Below are 304 nucleotides of genomic sequence, written 5' to 3'. Positions count from 1 at the left end.
GGCACCCCATTCGCCCTCTCTCAATCGAACTGCTTTTTCAAAAGTCATTCTGCCTATTCGTTGACCAAAAAATGGTAAGTCTGCGTCAAATATCCTTTGAGCATTGCATGGGTCGCATAGGTGATCTGAAAACTTGTCTGTTTTAGTCTTTCGCGTCGCAACATATATTCCGGTCATCAAATAGAGGTCAGCGCCGATCGGTGGCTGCTGGCGGATGAAACCCTCGGAAAGGGGCTTAACATGAACTTCTCTCGCTCTTTCAATAACTGGCGCAAGTATCGTCAGACCGTCACGGAACTCGGCC

1 pseudogene is annotated in these 304 nt (G+C 48.4%); it reads left to right on the top strand.

Annotation, left to right across the window (positions count from 1 at the left end):
* Positions 1-240 precede the first annotated feature (240 nt).
* Positions 241-304 (top strand): annotated as a pseudogene (locus EOD29_RS31125) (DUF1127 domain-containing protein); the annotation flags it as partial.

Origin of the sequence: Mesorhizobium sp. M1A.T.Ca.IN.004.03.1.1 (assembly GCF_003997555.1) — a bacterium.
Lineage (GTDB): Bacteria > Pseudomonadota > Alphaproteobacteria > Rhizobiales > Rhizobiaceae > Mesorhizobium.
Note: the sequence above shows the minus strand (reverse complement) of the source record. Positions and strands in the feature narration are given on the sequence as shown.